The following is a 22,110-nucleotide window of genomic DNA, read 5'->3' as shown; positions in this document are numbered from 1 at the left end:
ATGAACTTGCTTGCATTGACGCACCCCGATCTGGTTTTTATCAACCCGCCGCACCGTACGCCTGAAGCGCTGATCCGCTGGCTCGCCGAACCGCTCGCCAGGCGAAAAATCATCTGCGATGAAGAAACATTCATCCAGAGCGTGTTACAGCGCGAAAGCGAAGGCCCTACCGCGCTGGGTGAAGCGCTCGCCGTTCCGCACGGTAAAACCGAGGCGGTGCAGCAGGCGGCGTTTTGTGTGGCACTCTTTGACGACCCGATACGCTGGCCGGGGCTGGACGGTGATGAAGAGGTCAGAATGGTTTTCCTGCTCGCCATTCCGCCCGCGGAAGCAGGCAGTACCCATATGCAGCTGCTGACGACGCTGACCAGTTTATTGACAGAAGATCGAGTGCGCGCGCAGCTTCTGGCGGCGCGCACCCGGGAAGAGGCGATGTCCGCCCTGAGTGCTGAAGAACCTCAAAAACAGGATGCGGCCCCTGACCGCTCCCTTCTCATTCCGGTGATACTGGGCAGTATCGCTACCGCAGCCTTTTTACAGGCAGGATTGAGCTGGGCCTGCGCGGTGAGTTAACCGAACGGCGCTCAGCATGTACCACGTTGAGCGCTTGTTTTTGTTGAATAATTAATCAGATTTTTCCTTCGCGTCTTTACAAAGGCTGAAGCGCCCGCCGTTTGTACTCTCGTCTTTTTACTTTGTTCTGCATCAAATAAATCGCAAACTTGTTTGATGCAAATCACTATATGTAGAACTTAAAATGCACGCCGACCCAACATCTTGTATTAATCGTCTACTATTCCAACAACAAGACGGCGCTTACGCTGGCCGGAATTGTGGATAACACGAGCTGGGAACGGGGGAAGTCTTTGGCCTGACGGGGAATACGTCCGGTGAATACTTCTCCACCTCTGTGGATAACCTGTTTTTAAAAATGGAGTGATCATGACACCGCATGTGATGAAACGTGATGGCTGTAAAGTGCCGTTTAAATCAGAGCGCATCCAGGAAGCCATTCTGCGTGCAGCTAAAGCAGCGGGAGTCGATGACGCAGATTACTGCGCCACCGTCGCAGAAGTCGTTAGCAGCCAGATGACTGAACGCAGCCAGGTCGATATCAACGAGATCCAGACCGCGGTTGAAAACCAGCTGATGGCTGGCCCCTACAAACAGTTAGCCCGCGCCTACATTGAGTATCGCCACGATCGCGACGTGCAGCGTGAGAAGCGCGGTCGCCTCAATCAGGAGATCCGTGGCCTGGTGGAGCAGACCAACTCTGCCCTGCTCAATGAAAACGCCAACAAAGACAGCAAAGTGATCCCGACCCAGCGCGATCTGCTGGCCGGTATCGTCGCCAAACACTATGCCCGCCAGCATCTGCTGCCGCGCGACGTGGTCTCGGCACACGAGCGCGGCGAGATCCACTATCACGACCTCGATTACTCGCCGTTCTTCCCGATGTTCAACTGCATGCTGATCGACCTTAAAGGCATGCTGACCCAGGGCTTTAAAATGGGTAACGCCGAGATTGAACCGCCTAAGTCGATCTCCACGGCGACAGCGGTAACGGCGCAGATCATCGCTCAGGTGGCGAGCCACATTTATGGCGGGACCACCATTAACCGCATTGACGAAGTGCTGGCCCCGTTCGTGACGGCGAGCTTCAACAAGCATCGGAAAACTGCCGAAGAGTGGCAGATCCCGGACGCGGACGGCTATGCGCACTCCCGTACCGAAAAAGAGTGCTACGACGCGTTCCAGTCGCTGGAATATGAAGTGAACACGCTGCACACCGCCAACGGACAGACGCCGTTTGTAACCTTCGGTTTTGGCCTGGGCACCAGCTGGGAATCACGCCTGATCCAGCAGTCCATTCTGCGCAACCGTATTTCCGGCCTCGGCAAGAACCGCAAAACCGCGGTGTTCCCGAAACTGGTGTTTGCCATCCGCGACGGCCTGAACCACAAGTTTGGCGATCCGAACTACGACATCAAACAGCTGGCGCTGGAGTGCGCGAGCAAGCGCATGTACCCGGACATTCTGAACTACGACCAGGTGGTAAAAGTCACCGGTTCGTTTAAAACGCCTATGGGCTGCCGCAGCTTCCTCGGGGTGTACGAGGATGAAAACGGCGAGCAGATCCACGACGGGCGTAACAACCTGGGCGTCATCAGCCTGAACCTGCCGCGCATCGCGCTGGAGGCCAAAGGCAATGAAGCTGAATTCTGGAAACTGCTGGATGAACGCCTGCAGCTGGCGCGTAAGGCGCTGATGACCCGTATCGCACGCCTTGAAGGGGTGAAAGCCCGCGTGGCGCCCATCCTCTATATGGAAGGGGCCTGCGGCGTGCGCCTGAAGGCGGACGATGACGTGTCCGAGATCTTCAAAAACGGCCGCGCGTCGATTTCGCTGGGCTATATCGGCATCCACGAAACCATCAACGCCCTGTCTGGCGACGCGCATATGTACGACAGCGCGGCCCTGCGCGAAAAAGGCATTGCGATTGTCCAGCGCCTGCGCGACGCGGTTGACCAGTGGAAAGAGGAAACTGGCTACGGGTTTAGCCTTTACAGTACGCCGAGCGAGAACCTGTGCGACCGCTTCTGCCGTCTGGACACCGCCGAGTTCGGGATTGTGGAAGGCGTGACCGACAAAGGGTACTACACCAACAGCTTCCACCTCGACGTGGAGAAAAAGGTAAACCCGTACGACAAGATCGACTTCGAAGCGGCCTATCCGCCCATCGCCAGCGGCGGCTTCATCTGCTACGGCGAGTACCCGAACATCCAGCACAACCTGAAGGCGCTGGAAGACGTGTGGGATTATAGCTATCAGCACGTGCCGTATTACGGGACCAATACGCCAATCGACGAGTGCTACGAGTGCGGCTTTACCGGTGAGTTTGAGTGCACCAGTAAAGGCTTTACCTGCCCGAAATGCGGTAACCACGATGCAGCCCGCGTGTCCGTGACCCGCCGCGTGTGCGGCTATCTCGGCAGCCCGGATGCCCGTCCATTTAACGCTGGCAAGCAGGAAGAGGTGAAGCGCCGGGTGAAACATCTGGGGAATGGGCAGATCGGTTGAGCCACTGCCACATTTATGCCCGGTGGCGTTACGCTTACCGGGCCTACAATCCGCACTCACACTGTACCCGGCTTGGTTAACCGCTATGAACTACCATCAGTACTACCCCGTCGACATCGTCAACGGCCCCGGCACCCGCTGCACCCTGTTCGTTTCAGGCTGCGTACATGAGTGCCCCGGCTGCTACAACAAAAGCACCTGGCGCGTAAATTCCGGCATGCCGTTTACCGCTGAAATGGAAGACCGCATCATCAACGACCTGAACGACACGCGCATCAAACGCCAGGGGATTTCGCTCTCCGGCGGCGATCCGCTCCATCCGCAAAACGTGCCGGAGATCCTGAAGCTGGTGAAGCGCATCCGCCGCGAGTGCGCGGGAAAAGATATCTGGGTCTGGACGGGATATAAGCTGGATGAGCTGAATGCAGCTCAGAAGGAAGTTGTGGATTTAATTAACGTGCTGGTGGACGGCAAGTTCGTGCAGGATTTAAAAGATCCGGCCCTGATCTGGCGCGGCAGCAGCAACCAGGTTGTGCATCATTTGCGGTGAATGAAGGCGGATAACCTCTATCCGCCTGGCCTCAAAACCGGCTCAAACTCTCCATCGCCTCAGCCTTAAACGCCGCAAAATCCTCGCACTGGCACAGGCGCGTCATTGCGCGTTCTCGCAGGAAAGTGACGAAGATGTCGTAAATCGCCATCGCCTCTTCGTACTCGCTTTTGCTGATGGCGAGCAGGAAGATGACGTGCGCCGTTTCATCCCCCCACTGAATACCCTGCGGAGCCAGCACCGTATAGACCACCGTTTTCTGTGCCAGCAGGCCGAGGGAGTGCGGCAGCGCGATACCGTCGCCGAGCATGGTGCTGACGATAGCTTCACGCTCAACGACCGAATCCTGAAACTCCGCGCCGACAAAGCCTTCGCGTTCAAGCTGGTCACACAGCTCGCGGAACAGCGTTTGCTGGTCAACAGGCTTGTCGAGAATGCGAAAATGGGCCGCGTCGAAGTATTTCTCTAGCATCCACGGGCGGGTGCGGTCCACCAGCACCAGCTTGCCGATCTGCTCTAACTGATAATCGGTCGGGAACGGGGCGATCGTCACCACCGGTTTAGATTTTTCACTCACGCGGGCGGTGGAGATGACAAAGTCTTCACCGATGGCATCCGCCAGCTCGTATTCGCGCAGAGTGAGCGTGCGCGTCACCTCGATCTGCGGGTATTTGCGCTGGAGCACCGCCTCGATCATGCGCACCATCGCATTACCGGCGTCGCACACCAGCAGCACGCGCGGCTGGCGCTGGTAGCCGATGTTGTAGTGGCGCTCCAGCCCCACGCCGATGTGCAGCACCAGAAAACCAATCTCGTTTTCGCTGATCGCATACGGCGTGTATTTGCCCCAGCTCGACACCGCCGCGAGTGTCATATCCCACGCCATCGGATAGTGCTGCTTGATGTTGTCCAGCAGCGGATTGGGGATCATGATTTGATAGCGCACGCGGGTGATCATGGTTTTGATGTGCGTGAGCAGATCGGCGTGCAGCTGCGCGTCGCTGAGCAGGTTGTAGTTATAGTGGGTGTTGATGTAGCGCAGGATATAGTTGACCAGCGCTTCGTCGTCGTCGGCGTTAATCGCGCTGGGGGCAATCTCCTGAATCTGCCGCGCCGCGATGTGGACGCACAGCCAGCTCTCTTCCGATGGCGCAAGCGCCTTGCCCGCCAGCTCCTGAATGGCCACCGCGATATCCTTCGCCGCCTCGCGCACGTTCTCTTCCACATCTTCCGCGTGGAATTCCGGCAGCGGATACCCCTCGCTGATGCGCCGCACCGACACCGCGCAGTACAGGCGCAGGAACAGTTCGCCTTCGTCGGTCAGACGAATGTGATGGCGGGTGAGCGCGTCGTGAAGCACGACCACCATCTGCTCCGGTACCCCGGCGTTGAGCGCGACCTCCGTCACCAGCGGGTTAAGGCTGTCCTGCTGCGCCAGCTCCCACAGAAGATCGGTCAGGCAGGCGCGGACCGACATCTCGCTGCCAAACAGCTTCATGCCGTGGCGCGGGCGGGTTTCCAGCGTCAGGTTATAGCGCTGGAACCACTCGCGCACTTCCACCATGTCGCTCTGCAAGGTGGCGCGGCTGACAAACCACTCGTCGGCCAGATCTTCAAGCTTAAGTGAAAACGCCGACGTCAGGAAACGCACCACCAGATAGTGCACGCGCTCCGGTCCCGTTCGGGGAATACGTAGCGCGCGCGGGTGCGATGCCTGCAGCTGCTGATAGCGCTCGGCATCGTCAATTTTAAGCTGGTAGCCGTTACCCCGGCTCAGAATAAACTGCGCGCCGTGGCTCGCCAGCAGCGCGTTCAGGGCGGTGATATCTGCGCGGACGGTTCGCGTGGAGACCGACAGCCGCTGCGCCAGCTCGTCCTGCGGCAGCGTCTCGTTTTGCAACAGATCGAAAAGTTGCGCTAAACGTTGGTTCGGAAATCGCACGTCGTTGTCCTCTTACTGCTCAGGGTGAAATGACCATCTGGGATGGGCTGCCGACCGGGGTATAGTCTGGCTCGGCGCTCAGCTTGCCGTCCGGCGCCACGCGGAAACGGGTAATGTTGTCGCTGCGCTGGTTCATGACGTACAGCCAGCGGCCCTGCTGATCGAGCGTCAGGGTGCGCGGGTAGTCGCCGCGCGTCCAGACATCCTCCTGATGCGTCAGCGTGCCCTCCGCTGTTACGGTAAAGTGCCCGATGCTGTTATGCAAACGGTTCGCCACATACAGCTGTTTACCATCGGCGCTTAGCGCCAGCCCGGCAGCAAAACTGGTGCCTTTGTAACCGTCCGGCAGGGCAGAGACCGTTTTGCCCTCTTTCAGCCTGCCGCTGCTGTCCAGCGCATAATGGGTGAGCGTCGACGCCTCTTCGTTAATCAGCCACAGGGCATCGCCTTTCGGCGTAAAGACGAAGTGGCGCGGACCGGCACCTTTCGAAGAGGCGCTAATAAACGGCGGATCGTTCGGCGTTAGCTTTCCGGTTCGATCGTCAAAGCGGTACTGATAGATACGATCCAGCCCAAGATCGGTGGAAAAAACGTACTTCCCGCTCGGATCGGCGGCGATCATGTGCGCATGCGGGCCGTTGTGATCGCTGATGGCAAAGCTACCTTCGACAGCCGCTTCCGGCTTCGCCGCGCCCGGTTCGCCCTGGTCCTGATGTCTGTCCGTCGCGTCACCCAGGCTGCCGTCCGCGTTGACGGGCAAAACGGCAATCGATCCGCTGACGTAGTTCGCCACCAGCAGATGCTTGCCGTTTGGCGTTAGCGAAAGATACACCGGCCCGGCGCCACCGGAGGCCACCTGATTCAGCTCGCTCAGCTCACCGTTATCGCCGACGCGCAGCGCCTGCACCACGCCCTGCTCCACTTCGCTTGCCAGATACAGCGTTTTACCGTCTTGCGAAAGGGTCAACTGCGCCGCATTCGGCAGTTTGCTCACCAGCGTTTTATCGTCCAGCGCGCCGGTTTGCGGGTCGACGGTAAAACGGTACAGCCCTTCACCATTCGGATTATAGGTGCCCACCCAGGCGTATTGCGTCTGGGCGATGGCGGCGGTGGCGAGCATTGAGAGTGAAGCGACAAGCAGGTTACGGGTGTGCATGGTGGCTCCTTTATATGTGTGAGTTCTACTTCACCAGCTTCTTCGTCATCGCCAGCAGCGTACGCACATCTTCGGGACGCGTATCGCCGCTGGCTTTGTCGATAATTGAACTGTAGATATGCGGGATGATTTTGCTCACGCCCGCGTCGAGGGCGATCTGCAGGATCGCCTCATAGTTTTCCAGCTCGATACCCCCCGTCGGCTCCAGCCAGAAGTCGTGACGGGCGCAGGCTTCCGCCACCGCCTGGTATTCGTCACGGCACTTGAGGCCGCCCATCGGGAAGTACTTGATCGAACTGCCGCCGAAGTCTTTCAGCAGGGCAATCGCCGTTTCAACCGGCACGATGCCATCCGGCGCTTTGCTGCTCAGCGGGCCGGTGGAGATTTTCACCATGCCGACGGTACCGGTCGGAGAGACCAGGCCATTGACCACCGATTCATTCTGCCCCAGCAGCGCGCGGCTCGCGGCTACGCCGGTGAAGACCTGATTAACGTGCTGCGGCTGCACCTGTCGAGAGATTTCGCTTACCATCGCCGACTGGTTCGGATCGCCCGCGCCGAGGCCCACGGAGAGCGCGTTATCAATCAGCGCCGCGTATTCACGCATATCCGCGACCGCGCTCGCCACGTCCGGGTAATTTTTGGAGAGCACGCCCACCAGCACGTGACCTTCCGCCGCCTCGTAAATGGCGCTGGCGTTGGCCTTTGAGCCGGCCAGCACGTTCAGGCAGACGCGGTCACGGTAAAAATTGGGGGTCAGTTTCATGCGTTTTTCTCCTGTCCTAATACTTCGCTAATGCGGCGGTAGACGATGTTCAGCTGGTCAGCACTTACGCTGCGCACGTCCGCTTCGATAATCCCTTCGTTGGCCTTGTAGCCACGGAAATAGATGGCGTATTCGCCCTGCTTGAGCGCGTTCACCAGGTCACCCGTGCCGACGCCTGTGGTAGCTTCGTCGAACTTAATTTCGGTGCGGGCGATATCGCGACCCGCGCTGTCCCAGACCACGCGGGCGGTGACGCCGTTCAGGGTGTTGAGCGCGTCGATAAACGGTGTCATCTTCGCCACCATCTCGGCACCGCTTTCTTTGGTGGCCGTCAGGTAGTGTTCAATGGCGCAGGTCAGGCCGAGGATCCCCTCTTTACCCACCTTCATGGCGCGGCCAATGCCCGCCGTCTGGCGCTTCACCCACTCGACGTACTGGGTTTTGCCGATTACCAGGCCGCTGGTTGGCCCCTCGATCGCCTTCGCGCCGCTGTAAATCACCAGATCCGCGCCGGAGCGGTAGTACACGTGCAGATCTTCTTCCGCCGCAGCATCAACGATCAGCGGCAGGGAGTGTTTACGTGCGACGACTGCCGCCTGCTCGACGCTGAGCATGCTTTTCTGCACGCAGTGGTGCGATTTGATGTAGAGGATCGCCGCCGTGCGCGGGGTGATGGCCGCCGCCAGCTGGTCGGCGGAGCATTCGTTGGCGTAACCCGCTTCCACCAGCTTGCCGCCGCCCAGCGCCACCATGGTGCCGACCGGCGCGCCAAAGTTAACGTTGTGGCCTTTCGGCAGGACGATTTCATTGTTCTCGATTGGGGTGACGTGCAGGTTTTCCAGCAGCCAGTCGCTGTCTTTTACCAGCACCGCCGCCACGGACTGGGCGATGCCCGCCGACGCGCAGGAGACCACCGTCGCGCCTTCCACATCCAGCAGCTTCGCGATGTATTCCCCGGTTTTGTTAACCAGATCCTTCATCTCGAAGTAATGATTCATGCCGTCCATCGCCGCCTGCACTACTTCCGGGCGCGGCGTGGAGACGCCCAGCGCCGTCATGCGGCCAGAGGTGTTGATAACCTGCTTTAAATTATACTTCTCATAAATCGAAGGCATGTTCCGTGCTCCCTTGTTCGGTCATGTAGCCCTTGCCCGCGCGGATCGCGGCAAGCGGCACCAGAATGTGTTCAGCCTGCAGGCTGTCGTTTTCAGCGTCCGTCAGCACCGTTGGCTGGCGTTTAATCGTGAACAGCGTCAGGTCGGCGTCGAGACCCGGCTGGATGCGACCCTTGCGCGTCAGGCGCAGGCCGTCGGCGGCGTTCGAGGTCACGCAGTCAATCACCTGCGGCAATGACATGCCAATGGCGAGAAACTTCGACATCACGCTTGCCAGCGAGCCAACCGGGCCGTTGATGCGGTTGCGGCAGTAGATATCCGAGCTGATGGTGTGCGGCAGAATGCCCATCGCGATGGCGCGTTTCGCCACCTCAAAGCTGAAGCTCGCCGTGCCGTGGCCGACGTCCAGACGCACGCCGCGCTTAAGGGCGGAGGTGATGGAGGCGCGCAGCTCGCCGGACGGCGTCAGAATGCGGTTAGGCTTGCCGTTATAGCAGTGGGTAATGATGTCGCCGGAGCTTAACAGCTCGGCGATTTCGTCGAGGTTCGGCGGGTTATTGCCGATGTGCACCATCAGCGGCAAATCGCCATTCTCTTTCTGGATGGCTTTGGCGCGCTCCAGCGGCGTAATGCCGTTTTCACCGACCACGCTGCTGCTCATGCGCGCCTTCAGGCCGACGATAAAATCAGGGTGGCGCTTCACCGCCTGCTTCACCGCATCGGCATCAATGTTTGCCATGTTAGCCAGCTCGTTCTGGGCAATCAGCCCCACGCGGGAGATATTCAACAGGGCAAAGACGTCGGTGGAGGCTTTGCGGGTGATTTCGTAAAAATCGTCCACGTCGTCGGCCCCGGTACTGCCCGCGTCCACCACGGTAGTGACGCCGGTGGCAATACCCACGCTGTCCGGCTCGTCGTGGTAAATCGGTGAGTTCGGGTAGCAGTGAACGTGGGAGTCAATCCAGCCCGCGCTAACGTACACGTCACCGTTAAGCTCAACCGTTTTACGGGCGGGAGCGTCAATTTCGCCCGTCGCTGCGATCTTCCCGTCCTGAATGGCGATATCGGTCAGGGTATCGTCGGCGAGGCGCGCACGGCGCAGGAGTAAATCAAACATGAGGATCTCCTGATAGGGCGGGCGCCGGAGCGCCCGCGGGTATTAAAGGGCGACCGGGAACAGCCAGCCCAAAATCATTGCGCCGAGGATGGCGCCACCGGTAATCGGCTTCTGCCAGATGTAGAACAGCAGCGCGCCTACCAGCGAACCGACGCCGATTGGAATGGAGGCGGTCATCGCGCTGAGGATAATCAGCGGCCCGAGGAAGCGGCCGGAGGCGTTACCCGCGCCCATCATCACGTCTGCGCCGTAGGTGGAGTTGCTCTGGTTGATGGTGAACTTACGCGCCAGGATGATGACGTAGCCAATCGCCAGACCAATCACCAGGCCGGTAATCAGCGAGGCAATGAAGTTGGTCACCGGGAACATGATCCCCGCGCCCAGCAACAGCGCCGGTACGCCGAGGCCCACGCCGGTTTGGATCGCCCCACCGATGTCGAGAATACCCACCAGCGACCCTTCAATAATGCGGGCGAACAGGAAGCTCGCGCCGAACGCCGCCACCGCGCCGTAGACGCCGGTATCGATGCCCGCTTTCAGCATCGCCACGAAGGCCACTTCGTTAAACGCGCCGATGCCGTAGAGGTAGTACATGTGCGTCCCGGCGAAGACGCCGGAGGAGAGCAGGCCAACGAAGATCGGGAACGACCAGTCGGCATACCAAAAACCTTTATTCTGTTCCATTTAGAGGCTCCTGTTATTTACCGCTGAGCGAGTTGTGGATCATGTCGAGCCAGTTCGGCACGGTCAGATGGAAGGATTCGATCATCTTCATGTCGAAGCCGCGGAAGAAGCCGCTCAACACGAACAGCAGCACGATCGCCGCCATCATCACTTTGGTGACGTGGTTCCAGCCGCTCTCCTCAACGCCTTTACCGATCAGGATGCCGAGAACCAGACCCGGTACGGCGTTCCCCATGATCAGCTGCGCCGCGCCGCCGAAGATGGTGGCCCAGAAGCCCGATTTTTTACCCGCGTCGATGGCCGCCAGCCAGAAGATCACCGGCATCACGGTGTTAACCAGCAGGTTCGCGGCAGGCACCAGCACCTTCACGGCGGTGACCTGCAGCGCTGCCGGCACGGAGGAGGCGGTCAGGTTCAGGAAGGTGACGACGAGCATGCCAATCACGCCGCAGGCAATCGCCATTTTGCGGGGATCGTGCAGCGTTTCGCCGACGTTACGGTTTTTGATCATCAGTGCAGCAGCACCCCAGTTCGGGATGATGCGGTGGTCAACGTCCTGTGTGAAGGCACCTGCAGCCACGGAAGAGGCCCAGGCGTTAAAGAAGAAACCTAACCCAAAGGAGAAGTGGGACGCCGGATCCCCTTCACAGGAGTTCAGTTCCCCCAACGTACGAAACGCGCCCATACCCTGAGTGGTAGGCGCATGAAACATGCGTGCAGCCCCGGCTCCGACACCGACGCCAACCAGGCCGCCAATGATGAGCGATTTTATTAATATAATTAAGAACATCAGTCTGCCCTTTTATGAATAATCAGCGTTGCGTGACGAAATCCACCTGGTCGAGATTGATGGCAGTCACGTTGACGGTCACATCCAGCTCCACGCTGTAGGTGCGTCTTTCCCGGCGCAAAAAGAAGAACAGAAACGCTTCTTTACGCACCGCTTCTTGCGCCTGAACAACCTGCACATCCTGTGGCTCAATACGCAGTAAGATATGCGGTGAGGCTTTCATCACCGCTGCCTGAACGTGGTTGAGGGCGTCGGCAAAGGCGCGCGCTTTGGCATCGCCCTTCCCCTTCACTCTCACCGTGGTTGTGAACTGTTCTTTCATGCTTATGCGCCGTATTTCTTCTGCCACGCCTGCACCAGACGCTCGCCCAGCTCTTCTTTATCCATAAAGCCAAAGCCCAGCACGTTGCAGCCTTCGTTGATGGCGGTCACGCCCTCTTCCACGGAACGCATGCCGTATTTGGCCTTGTAGCCATATTTGGTTTGGGCGGTGATGGCACCCGCGCCGCCGCTGCCGCAGAAGGAGATGCCGAAGGTGGCGTTTTCCGCTTTCATTACGTCGCCGAGCTTCATGTCCGCCGCCATGCCCGGCACAACCACTGCGCGTCCACCTGCTTTTTCCACACCCGCAGCCACTTTCTGACCTTTACCCAGGCGATCGCCAATCACGACTGTAATCTGTTCCATGTGTTGCTCCTTAAAGGTTGTCTTTCGCGACTTCAAAGTGAACGGAGAGCAGCCAGGCCTCTTCATCAGGAAGGTTGCCAAACTGCGCCACCACTTCACGGGCAAGCTGCATTGAATCTGGTGAAATTTCGTCGAACAGCTCTGCTTCAACCTCCGGCAGCGGCTCGCCGGTCACGGACCGGTGCGCCATTGCGCGAACGTGGGAGGTGAGCATCTGCTCCTGTACCGCATTGGGGATGATGTTGTGCCGGGCCAGCAGGGCATAAACCTGCTGCAGCATGGTGTTCGCGAGCTGTTCTGTTTGCACCGCCTGTTCCCCAACGTCGTTCATTACCGCTCCGTTAATCACTCGTCTTACCCCGTTAATGGCTCTGGAATAAAACTAACGTTGGGCGTGAAGGGTTTGTAGCGAGTTGTTTTCCACTTCGAAGTGGAAAGGCGAGCCGCAGCAGTGATCTGTGCCACATAAATATGGTGAATCTGGATTAACGGCCGCATTTGCGTGATGAATATCACGCTATTAAGCGGCACTAAACAGGTAAGCGGAGTGGAAAAGTTTACGAGCAGGCTCGTAGAAATGTGACGTGGATAAGGTTTTCTTATGGGGATTCGCTAGAGTGGCTGCGGGTGCTTGAGACTGACCGTCTCAGGCATGGGACGGAAAGTGGAAAGCCCCGCCTGATAGAAAATCAGGGCGGGGGCTCGAAACGACACGTCACGACCGTGGAGTTCGCTACCTCGCCCGCTTTAAAGCAAGGAGGCATCCATGAAACGCCAATCCCCAATTATCCGGGTTTCGATGATTGTTGCTTTGACAATAATCATCTTAACGCTGGTGACGAGGAAAACACTGTGCGAGATCCGTTTTCGAAACGGCTCGCTTGAAGTGACAGCGCGGATGGATTGTCGCTCCGGCCAGTAGGGAGCAAGGATGCGGGGGCGCTTAGTGCGCCTCCGCATACGGAGGAAGGACGTACAGCTCAGGCACCCAATTAACGGTATTTCTTGTGATACGTGTTGCGCGTCGCCACAAACTGGTCGGCCGCCGCCTGGGCTTCCTTCACTTTGCCTTCGTTAGCCAGCTTCAGCGCGCCGTCGATCTGACCGACCAGCACGTCAAAGCCGTGGCGATAGTCTTTCATCTCTGCGCTGTCTGCCGCTTTGCTTTCCAGCTTTGGCGGCGTCGCTTTTTGCGCGTCCAGCGCCGCTTCACGCATTTTGGTCAGTGCGCCTTTCATTTCCGCCGCATTGTCCGTTTTCTGCACTACCTTCAGGTTTTGACTGAGGATGTCCATGTTGTCTTCGAGATCGGCAGCAAACGCAGAAGAGCCAAGAACCAGCGTTGAAGCCGCGACGATCGCTAACAGGTGTTTACGCATTGCTCACTTCCTTTTTTATTATTAAAACGCCTTTACGGGTATTACTGGCCGGCGATTTTCATTTCCGGCAGTAACACAGAACCACACTGTATATTGCTACGTGTTTCAATATCGTTACCGACCGTAACGATATTGCGCCACATGTCCTTCAGGTTGCCGGCGATGGTAATTTCGCTTACCGGATACTGGATTTCGCCGTTTTCGACCCAGAAGCCTGCCGCACCGCGAGAATAGTCACCTGTGATGCCGCTTACGCCCTGGCCCATCAGCTCGGTGACCACCAGACCGGTGCCCATCTCTTTCAGCATCTGCTCGAAGTTCAGGCCCTGACCGGCAATGCGCCAGTTGTGGATCCCGCCCGCATGTCCGGTGCTTTTCAGCCCCAGCTTGCGCGCGGAGTAGTTGGTCAGCAGCCACTGGGTCAGAATGCCGTCTTTAACGATATCGCGGCGTTCAGTGCGCACGCCTTCGCTGTCGAATGGCGTGGAGGCCAGCCCTTTCAGCAGGTGCGGATGCTCTTCGATGGTCAGCCATTCCGGCAGGATCTGCTTGCCCAGCGAGTCGAGCAGGAAGGTCGATTTACGGTACACCGAGCCGCCCGCGATAGCGCCCACCAGATGACCAAACAGACCGGTCGCCACTTCATTGGCAAAAATGACCGGGGCCTTCATGGTGGAGAGCTTACGCGGCGACAGGCGAGACAGCGTGCGTTCGGCACACTCTTTGCCCACCCATTCAGGAGACTGCAAATCCCCCAGCGCGCGGCCAATGGTGTAGGCGTAGTCACGCTCCATGTCACCGTTCTCTTCGGCAATCACGCAGCTTGAAAGCGAGTGACGGGTGGAGCAGTAGCCCTGCAGCATGCCGTGGCTGTTGCCGAAAACTTTGATGCCGTAGTGGCTGTTGAAGCTGCCGCCTTCGGTATTCGTGATGCGCTTGTCAGCCTGCAAAGACGCCTGCTCGGCGCGCGCGGCCAGCTCAATCGCTTCATCCGGCGTGACTTCAGCCGGGTGGAACAGATCGAGATCCGGCGCGTCAAACGCCAGCAGATCTTTATCCGCCACGCCTGCGTAAGGATCCGGAGAGGTGTAACGGGCGATATCCAGCGCCGCCTGCACCGTGCGGGCGATGGCATCCGGGCTGAGATCGGTGGACGACGCGCTGCCTTTGCGGTTCTGGTGATACACCGTGATCCCAAGCGCGCCATCGCTGTTAAATTCTACATTCTCCACTTCGCCATAGCGGGTGCTCACGCTAATGCCGGTGGTTTTGCTGACCGCCACTTCGGCGCCATCTGATTTACCTGAAGCGAGCGTCAGCGCGGTGGAGACGGCTTCTTCCAGAATCTTACGCTGCGCTTCAACTTGTGAGGTTACTTTCATCGCAAATGCCATACTGTAAGAGAGAGTTAAGTGAAGTCTAACAGAGAACCGTTTTTCAGTGCGCGTCTTAACTGGTAACATTAGCCTCTTTTTTTAAGGAGCCTGACATGACTAAGCAGCCCGAAGACTGGCTCGACGACGTTCCCGGTGATGACATCGAAGACGAAGATGATGAGATCATCTGGGTCAGTAAAAGTGAAATTAAACGTGACGCCGAAGAGTTAAAACAGCTTGGCGCAGAAATGGTAGAACTGGGTAAAAACGCGCTGGATAAGATCCCGCTCGACCAGGATCTGCGTGATGCCATTGAACTGGCACAGAAAATCAAGAAAGAAGGCCGTCGTCGCCAGCTTCAGCTTATTGGTAAAATGCTGCGTCAGCGCGACGTGGATCCGATCCGTCAGGCGCTGGACAAGCTGAAAAACCGCCACAACCAGCAGGTTGCGCTGTTCCATAAGCTGGAGCAGATCCGCGATCGTCTGATTGAACAGGGTGATGATGCGGTACCGGAAGTGCTGAACCTGTGGCCGGATGCCGACCGCCAGCAGCTGCGTTCTTTGATCCGCAACGCGAAGAAAGAGAAAGAGGGGAATAAGCCGCCGAAATCCGCGCGTCTGATTTTCCAGTATCTGCGCGAGCTGTCTGAGAACGCAGAGTAAGCCCCTCACCCCAAAGGGGAGAGGCAGAAGAGATAATGTAGGCCCGGTAAGCGCTAGCGCCACCGGGCTTTTTTTACTCTGCGGCCGCGGCTTTCTTCGCCAGACCGTCCAGCAGCTTCTGATGGATCCCACCGAACCCGCCGTTGCTCATCACCAGAATGTGGTCGCCAGGCTGTGCGGCTTTCACCACCATATCCGCTAAGACATCCACGTCCGCGCTCCAGTGCGCAGGCTGAATGCAGGCGTCGGCCACTTCAGCCACCTGCCACGGAATATGCTGCGGCTGCAGCAGGAAGACTTCGTCGGCACGTCCCAGGGACGGTGCGAGGTCGTCTTTGCAGATGCCCATTTTCATGGTGTTCGAGCGCGGTTCCAGCACCGCCAGAATGCGCGCGGTGCCGCCAACCTTGCCACGTAACGCAGCAAGCGTCGCCAGAATGGCGGTTGGGTGGTGCGCGAAATCGTCATACACCGTCACGCCGTTCGCTTCGCCGCGCAGCTCCAGGCGGCGGCGGGCGTTGATAAACGTCCCCAGCGCATTGGCCGCATCCGCAGGCAGTACGCCCACGTGGCGCGCCGCGGCGATCGCCATCAGGCCGTTGTGCATGTTGTGCTCGCCCACCAGGCCCCACTTCACCTCGCCCACTTTCTCACCGTCGAGCAGTACTTCCCACTCGGAGGCATCCGCGTTGAGTTTTTTCGCCTGCCAGTGGCCCTGCTCGCCCACCAGCTCCTGCTCGCTCCAGCAGCCCATCGCCATGGTCTGCTTCAGGTTGATGTCGTTCTCCGGCAGGATAATGCGGCCCTGGCCCGGAACAATGCGCACCAGGTGGTGGAACTGTTTCTGAATGGCTTTCAGGTCGTCAAAGATATCCGCGTGGTCAAACTCAAGGTTGTTGAGGATCAGCGTGCGCGGGCAGTAGTGCACGAATTTGGAACGCTTGTCGAAGAATGCGCAGTCGTATTCATCCGCTTCAATCACAAAGAACGGGCTGTCGCCGAGACGCGCAGAGACGTCGAAATTACCCGGCACGCCGCCGATCACGAAGCCCGGCTTGTAGCCGCAGGCTTCGAGGATCCAGGTCGCCATGCCGGCGGTGGTGGTTTTGCCGTGGGTACCGGCTACGGCAACCACCCAGCGGTCGCGCAGCACGAAATCATGCAGCCATTGCGGGCCGGACATGAACGGAATATTGCGTTCCAGCACCGCTTCAACGCACGGGTTACCGCGGGTCATGGCGTTGCCAATGATGACCAGATCCGGCTCGGGATCCAGCTGGCTGGCATCGTAGCCCTGAATTAAAGAAATGCCCTGTTTTTCCAGAAGTGTGCTCATCGGCGGATACACATTGGCGTCCGAACCTGTCACTTCATGGCCCAGCGAGCGCGCCAGCATTGCCAGTCCGCCCATGAAAGTGCCACAAATCCCCAATATATGAATGCGCATACGTCACTATCCTTCTTTAATGTGGCGCACATTTTACTCACATGTTAGCGGCTGTGAAACGCATTTCAGGTAAATCCGTATGTTGCTGGCGCGATTCACCTCTGCGCTACTATTTGAATATTTGTTAAGATTGTTGGGCTTTAGTCGTTTTAGTGAACATACAATCGCTCTACTCACAAAGATGCAGGGAAAGTGTTATGAAAACGTTAGGTGAATTTATTGTCGAAAAGCAGCACGAGTTCTCTCATGCTACGGGTGAACTCACTGCTTTGCTGTCGGCAATAAAGCTGGGCGCTAAGATCATCCACCGTGATATCAACAAGGCCGGTCTGGTCGATATCCTGGGTGCCAGCGGTGCCGAGAACGTTCAGGGCGAGGTTCAGCAGAAACTCGATCTGTTCGCAAATGAAAAACTGAAAGCTGCACTGCGCGCGCGCGACATCGTTGCGGGTATCGCCTCCGAAGAAGAAGATGAAATTGTTGTATTCGAAGGGTGTGAACACGCGAAATACGTCGTACTGATGGATCCGCTCGACGGCTCCTCCAACATCGACGTTAACGTTTCTGTCGGTACCATTTTCTCCATCTACCGCCGCGTCACGCCTGTTGGTACGCCGGTAACCGAAGAAGATTTCCTGCAGCCGGGCAGTAACCAGGTTGCGGCCGGTTACGTCGTTTATGGCTCGTCCACCATGCTGGTCTACACCACCGGATGCGGGGTTCACGCCTTTACCTACGATCCGTCGCTGGGCGTCTTCTGCCTGTGTCAGGAACGTATGCGCTTCCCGGAGAAAGGCAGCACTTACTCCATCAACGAAGGCAACTACATCAAGTTCCCGAACGGCGTGAAGAAGTACATCAAATTCTGCCAGGAAGAAGATAAAGCGACCCAGCGCCCTTACACGTCCCGCTACATTGGCTCTCTGGTCGCGGATTTCCACCGTAACCTGCTGAAGGGCGGTATCTACCTCTATCCAAGCACCGCCAGCCACCCGGACGGGAAGCTGCGCCTGCTGTACGAATGCAACCCGATGGCGTTCCTGGCCGAACAGGCGGGCGGCAAGGCGAGCGACGGTAAACAGCGTATTCTGGACATCGTGCCGGAAAGCCTTCACCAGCGTCGTTCGTTCTTCGTTGGCAACAACCATATGGTTGAAGACGTTGAACGTTTTATCCGTGAGTATCCGGACGCGTAATATCTCTCCCGGGGAGCCAGTCTGGCTCCCCAACACATTTATATATTTTACCGTATAAGTGTTTATAAAAATCACGCTTTAATCTTCACCCCTGCTCCTGCATTATTTCCATAACAGTTTGACATTTATTTCCTGGAGCAGAATTGCAATGAAAAATTATTCCCGGGCTAATACCGGCATTGATTTAAATCTTATCCCTGTATTTATTGAAGTCGTCCGCTGCGGCAGTATGGCAAAAGCCTCTTTGCGCCTGGAGATGTCCCGTCCTGCGGTAAGCCTGGCGTTGAAGCGTTTTAATCAACTGTTTGATGAGCCGTTATTTTTTCGCAAAGGTTTATATCTCGAGCCGACTGAAAAAGCGTTAGCGTTAACCAACTCGCTGGAATTATTAATGGGTGATATTCACGATAATATTGCGGCGGTAAATTCCGCGAAAAATAAAGCCCCGGCACAGAACGCACCGGGGCTGGGAAATATTATGCCGCAGTCTGAGCCGTCACTTTAAATGATGACATGGCTTCCATCAGCTGACGCGACTGTTCCTCAAGGGAGCGGGTCGCGGCGGAGGATTGCTGCACCAGCGCCGCATTCTGCTGCGCGGTTTCATCCATCTGGTTCACCGCAATATTCACCTGCTCGATGCCGCGGCTCTGCTCCTGAGACGCGGTGGCAATTTCGCGCATCAGTTTGGTCATGCGCAGCACTTCGGTGGCAATCTCATCCATCGTTTCACCCGCCTGCTGGGCCAGCTCGCTGCCCTCGTTAACGTGGGCCTGCGAATCGCCGATCAGAGAGCGGATCTCTTTCGCCGCGTCGGCGCTGCGGCTGGCAAGGTTGCGGACTTCACCCGCGACCACGGCAAACCCGCGCCCCTGCTCGCCCGCGCGCGCCGCTTCCACGGAGGCGTTAAGCGCCAGAATGTTGGTCTGGAAGGCAATACCGTCAATCACGCTCAGGATGTCGGCGATGCGCGCCGAACTGCCGGAGATATCGCGCATTTTTTCAATCACGTAGCAGACCATTTCGCTGCCGTGATCGGCGGTGTCGGAAACAGACTTCGCCAGCTGGTGCGCCTGCTCGGCGTTGTCGGCGTTAAGCTTCACCGTGGCGGTGATCTGCTCCATGCTGGCGGCGGTCTGCTCCAGCGACGTGGCGGTGGATTCGGTGCGCTCGGCAAGATCCCGGTTCCCCGCCGTCAGCTCGCGGCTGCCGGTATCAATTTGCGAGCTGGCATCGCGAACCCGCAGAACCGAGCTCATCAGCGACTGACGCATCTCCTCTATCGCCGCGTTGAGGCGGTTAAACTCCTGGCTCGCCGGGGCATTCAGCGTGTGGGTTAAATCGCCCGCTGCCACGTTCTCCAGCTGAGCAATCGACGCCGAGAGCGGCTTGAGCAGCATATGGCGCAGCGCCAGCCAGGCGAGCGCGATAATGCCCGCCGTCAGCAGCGCAGCGACAATAATCAGGATCAGCACGCGGGTTTTACTCGCCTGTACGGCACGCACTTCCGCCTGACCTCGCGCTTCGCTCCATTTCTGAAACGCCTGCACGTCGTTATCGAACTGCTTCGCCACCGGAATCAGCGTGTTCTCCAGCAGATCGTAATAGCTGTCTGCGCTCTGGTCATTCAGGGTTTTCAGCATCGGGCCGATCCCCTGCTGGTTATACGTCGCCAGGCTGGCCGCGACTTTGTCGAGGAGCTGCTGCCCCTGTTCGTCAGCCACGCCGCCGTCAATCACGCCTTTTAACGTTTTCCGGGCCAGGGCGACTTCCTGATTGATGTTTTTTACCGCTTTGGCCGCATCGTCCAGCATGCCGATTTCCATCATGCGGACGGCCTGACCCGCCTCATTGCGCGCGCGCAGGATCAGCGTATAGCCGGTGTTCAGCTGCACCATCTGCTCACCCTGAAGGTGATTAATGCGCTGCAGTGAGGAAGAACTCTGTGTGAGGGCATAAATGCCGATGCCGCTGACAATCAGCAGCAGAAGGGTCATAACGGCCAGTAAAGAGAGCAAGCCGGTACGAATCGATAGCGTTTTAAGCATGATATTATTTCCGGTAGCGAGATATTTCTGGGCATAAAAGAAGAGTATCGGCCGCTACCGGAAAATGTTTAGACTTTAAGCAAATTCAGCGTGTTATCGCTCTGTTACCGATGTGTTTACGCGGGTAACAGGCGAGCTTTGACGGTTCTCCCAGAGCACCGTCAGCCCCCGCTGCAGGGCAATAAAAATAAACAGCAGAATGCCAATGGCGATCTTCGTCCACCACGAGCTGAGCGTGCCGTCAAAGTTGATATAGGTTTGTATCAGCCCCTGAATCGCGACGCCGAACAGCGTCCCCAGCACCGTCCCTACCCCGCCGCTGAGCAGCGTGCCGCCGATAACCACAGAAGCAATTGCATCCAGTTCCACGCCGACGCCTGCAAGGGCATAGCCCGCCTGGGTATACACCGAGAAGACAATACCCGCCAGCGTTGCCAGGCCGGTCGAAAGCATATAGATGCGGATGGTGGTGCTGCGGGTTGAGATCCCCATCAGGTTGGCCGACGTGGCGTTGCCGCCAATGGCGTATACCTGATTGCCGAACCGGGTGCGGTGGGCGAGGAAAATGCCAATCACCACCACGCCCAGCATCAGCAGCCCCATCGCACTTAAACGCCCGCCGCCGGGAATTTTCCACGCCAGGCTGGAGAGCGTGTCATACACCGGATGGTTAATCGGAATCGACTCCTCAGAAACCAGATAACTTACGCCGCGCAGGAAAAACATCCCGGCCAGCGTGATGATAAAGGCCGGAATTTTCAGCGCGTCGATCAGAAGCCCCATAAAGGCGCCAAACGCGCAGCCCATCACCAGCACCAGCGGAAACGCCACCAGCGGCGAGATGCCCCAGAAACCGATCGCCTTCGCGAGGAATACCCCCGTGAACGCGATCACCGAGCCGACGGAGAGATCGATCCCGCCGGAGAGGATCACAAAGGTCATGCCGACGGCGATAATGCCTAAAAAGGCGTTGTCCGTCAGAATGTTGCAGATCACGCGCGTTGAGGCAAAACCGGGGAACTGCGTGAGGCAGTAGAGATACCCCAGCACAAACACGCCCAGCGTGATCATTAACGGTAAATTACGTTTTATCATGGCCACGGATCCCCTTAATGATGCTGACAAAGCGCGGCGACTGGACGATCAGCACGCAGAGTACAACTACCGCTTTTACCACCTGGTTGAGTTCCGGCTGGAATCCCGAGAGCAGGATCCCGGTGTTCATGCCCTGAATGATCAGCGCGCCGATCACCGAGAGCAGCAGGTTAAAGCGCCCGCCCATCAGCGACCCGCCGCCGATCACCACCGCGAGGATCGCATCCAGCTCCAGCCAGAGCCCGGCGTTATTGGCATCGGCCCCGCGAATATCGGCGGCGACGATGACACCGGCAATGGCGGCGCAGACGCCGCTCAGCACGTAGGTCAGCATCACCATCAGGCGGGTGTTGACCCCGGCGTTGCGCGCGGCGCGAATGTTGATCCCCACCGCCTCAATAAACATGCCGAGTGCCGTTTTGCGGGTGAAGAGCCAAAAGACAACAAGCGTGACCAGGGCAATAATCACTGGCGTCGGGAAGAACAGAAGGTTGCCGCTGCCAAGCCATGCCAGGCTCGGAGAGTTGAAGGTAACAATCTGCCCCGAGGTGATCAGCTGTGCGACCCCGCGCCCGGCCACCATCAGGATCAGCGTAGCGACAAAGGGCTGAATTTTCAGCACCGCCACCAGAATGCCGTTCCATAGTCCGGCCAGCACGCCGGTGCCTAAGGCCGCCAGCAGTACCACCGGCAGGCTGTGACCGGCCACGGTCATTGAGGCTGCCGTGGCCCCGGCGATAGCCATCACCGCGCCGACGGAGAGATCTATTCCGCCGGTGGCGATCACCAGCGTCATCCCAATCGCCAGCAGCGCCACGGGCGCGGCGCGGTTTAAAATATCGATCGGGCTGCCAAACAGGCGGCCATCCTGAACAATAATCTGGAAGAAATGCGGTGCGACAAGGCTATCTACCAACAGCACCACCAGCAGCGCTGCAATTTGCGGCGTGCCGGTTGGCCAGCTAAAGCGGCGCTTTGACTCACCGGTTTGCGAAAGCGAACGGGACATCACGATT

General features: G+C 58.0%; 23 protein-coding genes. 7 read left to right on the top strand and 16 right to left on the bottom strand.

Annotated features, from left to right (window positions below; translation table 11 throughout):
* The 3 genes from INF77_RS01190 to nrdG all read left to right on the top strand — a co-directional run bounded on the left by INF77_RS01190 (window position 1) and on the right by nrdG (window position 3,631).
* Window positions 1-573: a fructose PTS transporter subunit IIA gene (locus INF77_RS01190; protein WP_088204682.1), complete on the top strand. Its 573-nt coding sequence runs from the start codon at window positions 1-3 to the stop codon at window positions 571-573.
* Between the two features lie 369 nt (window positions 574-942).
* The gene (gene nrdD / locus INF77_RS01185; RefSeq protein WP_041911452.1) at window positions 943-3,081 is read left to right on the top strand and encodes an anaerobic ribonucleoside-triphosphate reductase; all 2,139 of its coding nucleotides are present in this window, start codon (window positions 943-945) and stop codon (window positions 3,079-3,081) included.
* An 85-nt stretch (window positions 3,082-3,166) separates the two neighbouring features.
* The gene (gene nrdG / locus INF77_RS01180) at window positions 3,167-3,631 is read left to right on the top strand and encodes an anaerobic ribonucleoside-triphosphate reductase-activating protein (protein ID WP_048999490.1); all 465 of its coding nucleotides are present in this window, start codon (window positions 3,167-3,169) and stop codon (window positions 3,629-3,631) included.
* A gap of 31 nt (window positions 3,632-3,662) precedes the next feature.
* Here nrdG and INF77_RS01175 read toward each other — a convergent pair whose 3' ends face one another.
* The 10 genes from INF77_RS01175 to INF77_RS01130 are packed head-to-tail and all read right to left on the bottom strand — an operon-like array spanning window position 3,663 to window position 12,237.
* Entirely contained in the window at window positions 3,663-5,573 is a 1,911-nt protein-coding gene (locus INF77_RS01175; RefSeq protein WP_193532132.1) for a PRD domain-containing protein, read from the bottom strand.
* A gap of 19 nt (window positions 5,574-5,592) precedes the next feature.
* Window positions 5,593-6,729 (bottom strand): lactonase family protein, encoded by a 1,137-nt coding sequence (locus INF77_RS01170; RefSeq protein WP_193532131.1) that lies wholly within the window; start codon window positions 6,727-6,729, stop codon window positions 5,593-5,595.
* 25 nt (window positions 6,730-6,754) lie between these two features.
* A complete protein-coding gene (locus INF77_RS01165) occupies window positions 6,755-7,495 on the bottom strand; it encodes a KDGP aldolase family protein (protein WP_193532130.1) in 741 nt (246 codons plus the stop codon).
* On the bottom strand, window positions 7,492-8,610 hold the full coding sequence (locus tag INF77_RS01160; protein WP_028015299.1) for a DgaE family pyridoxal phosphate-dependent ammonia lyase: 1,119 nt from the start codon (window positions 8,608-8,610) through the stop codon (window positions 7,492-7,494). Before INF77_RS01160 ends, INF77_RS01165 begins: the two co-directional genes overlap by 4 nt.
* The gene (locus tag INF77_RS01155; protein ID WP_028015298.1) at window positions 8,594-9,727 is read right to left on the bottom strand and encodes an amidohydrolase/deacetylase family metallohydrolase; all 1,134 of its coding nucleotides are present in this window, start codon (window positions 9,725-9,727) and stop codon (window positions 8,594-8,596) included. The genes INF77_RS01160 and INF77_RS01155 overlap by 17 nt, the downstream gene beginning before the upstream one ends.
* A gap of 42 nt (window positions 9,728-9,769) precedes the next feature.
* Complete coding sequence (locus INF77_RS01150; RefSeq protein ID WP_003856081.1) at window positions 9,770-10,411, bottom strand: DUF4310 family protein; 642 nt, start codon at window positions 10,409-10,411, stop codon at window positions 9,770-9,772.
* A 13-nt stretch (window positions 10,412-10,424) separates the two neighbouring features.
* Window positions 10,425-11,201: a DUF4311 domain-containing protein gene (locus INF77_RS01145; RefSeq protein WP_023310182.1), complete on the bottom strand. Its 777-nt coding sequence runs from the start codon at window positions 11,199-11,201 to the stop codon at window positions 10,425-10,427.
* Between the two features lie 22 nt (window positions 11,202-11,223).
* The gene (locus INF77_RS01140; RefSeq protein WP_006810338.1) at window positions 11,224-11,523 is read right to left on the bottom strand and encodes a DUF4312 family protein; all 300 of its coding nucleotides are present in this window, start codon (window positions 11,521-11,523) and stop codon (window positions 11,224-11,226) included.
* A 2-nt stretch (window positions 11,524-11,525) separates the two neighbouring features.
* Complete coding sequence (locus INF77_RS01135; RefSeq protein WP_023293430.1) at window positions 11,526-11,888, bottom strand: SFCGS family glycine-rich protein; 363 nt, start codon at window positions 11,886-11,888, stop codon at window positions 11,526-11,528.
* A 10-nt stretch (window positions 11,889-11,898) separates the two neighbouring features.
* The gene (locus tag INF77_RS01130; protein ID WP_026080657.1) at window positions 11,899-12,237 is read right to left on the bottom strand and encodes a PRD domain-containing protein; all 339 of its coding nucleotides are present in this window, start codon (window positions 12,235-12,237) and stop codon (window positions 11,899-11,901) included.
* Window positions 12,238-12,654: 417 nt separating this feature from the next.
* Between INF77_RS01130 and INF77_RS01125 the strand changes: the two genes are divergently transcribed.
* Complete coding sequence (locus tag INF77_RS01125) at window positions 12,655-12,810, top strand: Hok/Gef family protein (protein WP_041911460.1); 156 nt, start codon at window positions 12,655-12,657, stop codon at window positions 12,808-12,810.
* 70 nt (window positions 12,811-12,880) lie between these two features.
* On the opposite strand, the gene cybC is transcribed toward INF77_RS01125, so the two are convergent.
* The gene (gene cybC / locus INF77_RS01120) at window positions 12,881-13,267 is read right to left on the bottom strand and encodes a cytochrome b562 (RefSeq protein ID WP_028015297.1); all 387 of its coding nucleotides are present in this window, start codon (window positions 13,265-13,267) and stop codon (window positions 12,881-12,883) included.
* A gap of 41 nt (window positions 13,268-13,308) precedes the next feature.
* A complete protein-coding gene (pmbA, locus tag INF77_RS01115; RefSeq protein ID WP_032644960.1) occupies window positions 13,309-14,661 on the bottom strand; it encodes a metalloprotease PmbA in 1,353 nt (450 codons plus the stop codon).
* A gap of 95 nt (window positions 14,662-14,756) precedes the next feature.
* Between pmbA and yjgA the strand changes: the two genes are divergently transcribed.
* On the top strand, window positions 14,757-15,308 hold the full coding sequence (gene yjgA, locus INF77_RS01110) for a ribosome biogenesis factor YjgA (RefSeq protein ID WP_028015295.1): 552 nt from the start codon (window positions 14,757-14,759) through the stop codon (window positions 15,306-15,308).
* 73 nt (window positions 15,309-15,381) lie between these two features.
* Here yjgA and mpl read toward each other — a convergent pair whose 3' ends face one another.
* Window positions 15,382-16,755, bottom strand: a complete 1,374-nt coding sequence (mpl, locus tag INF77_RS01105; protein ID WP_028015294.1) for a UDP-N-acetylmuramate:L-alanyl-gamma-D-glutamyl-meso-diaminopimelate ligase — start codon at window positions 16,753-16,755, stop codon at window positions 15,382-15,384.
* Between the two features lie 197 nt (window positions 16,756-16,952).
* Between mpl and fbp the strand changes: the two genes are divergently transcribed.
* Entirely contained in the window at window positions 16,953-17,951 is a 999-nt protein-coding gene (gene fbp / locus INF77_RS01100; RefSeq protein ID WP_028015293.1) for a class 1 fructose-bisphosphatase, read from the top strand.
* A gap of 148 nt (window positions 17,952-18,099) precedes the next feature.
* Window positions 18,100-18,456 carry a LysR family transcriptional regulator gene (locus tag INF77_RS01095; protein ID WP_126326336.1) on the top strand — a complete coding sequence of 119 codons (357 nt, stop codon included), beginning with the start codon at window positions 18,100-18,102 and terminating at the stop codon, window positions 18,454-18,456.
* Here INF77_RS01095 and INF77_RS01090 read toward each other — a convergent pair.
* From INF77_RS01090 to ytfT, 3 genes are all read right to left on the bottom strand, one after another.
* On the bottom strand, window positions 18,428-19,999 hold the full coding sequence (locus INF77_RS01090; protein WP_193030102.1) for a methyl-accepting chemotaxis protein: 1,572 nt from the start codon (window positions 19,997-19,999) through the stop codon (window positions 18,428-18,430). The two genes, INF77_RS01095 and INF77_RS01090, sit on opposite strands and share 29 nt — an antisense overlap.
* 93 nt (window positions 20,000-20,092) lie before the next feature.
* Window positions 20,093-21,094, bottom strand: a complete 1,002-nt coding sequence (yjfF, locus tag INF77_RS01085; protein ID WP_021240694.1) for a galactofuranose ABC transporter, permease protein YjfF — start codon at window positions 21,092-21,094, stop codon at window positions 20,093-20,095.
* Window positions 21,081-22,106: a galactofuranose ABC transporter, ATP-binding protein YtfT gene (gene ytfT / locus INF77_RS01080; RefSeq protein WP_162196517.1), complete on the bottom strand. Its 1,026-nt coding sequence runs from the start codon at window positions 22,104-22,106 to the stop codon at window positions 21,081-21,083. The genes yjfF and ytfT overlap by 14 nt, the downstream gene beginning before the upstream one ends.
* Between the last annotated feature and the right edge of the window lie 4 nt (window positions 22,107-22,110).

Source organism: Enterobacter cloacae complex sp. P1B, from assembly GCF_014982345.1.
In the GTDB taxonomy this organism is placed as follows: domain Bacteria; phylum Pseudomonadota; class Gammaproteobacteria; order Enterobacterales; family Enterobacteriaceae; genus Enterobacter; species Enterobacter bugandensis.
The sequence above is the reverse complement of the archived record's forward strand: the minus strand, read 5'-3'. Positions and strand labels throughout refer to the sequence as shown.